Genomic DNA, 321 nt, shown 5'->3' with positions numbered 1-321 from the left:
AACTATCGCCCTTACTTGGTGCGACGATGAAACAGACCCTCAATACACACTGTCTCGCGAATCATTAGCCGCTCTTGAAGCTCAAACTGACGCAAAAGGCCGCTCTATTGAGGTTATTAAGATCCCAATGCCTGGTCCACTCTACATGACAGCAGAGGAAGCCTCTGGCATCGATGCTGCGGACGGGATGGAACGTGAGGCTGGTGAGCGCCTTGCCGCATCTTATGCAAACTACCTAATTTCAAATAAACACATCATCTTCCCACTCCTTGATCCAAAAACTGACGGAGATATGGAAGCGATGTTCAAACGCATGTACCC

1 protein-coding gene is annotated in these 321 nt (G+C 48.9%); it reads left to right on the top strand.

The features are described from left to right. The coding region (locus AB4585_RS23475; protein ID WP_372171182.1) for an agmatine deiminase family protein at positions 1 to 321 on the top strand (321 nt) is incomplete at both ends.

Origin of the sequence: Vibrio sp. 10N.222.49.C9, from assembly GCF_041474985.1 — a bacterium.
Classification (GTDB): domain Bacteria; phylum Pseudomonadota; class Gammaproteobacteria; order Enterobacterales; family Vibrionaceae; genus Vibrio; species Vibrio crassostreae_C.
Note: the sequence above shows the minus strand (reverse complement) of the source record. Positions and strands in the feature narration are given on the sequence as shown.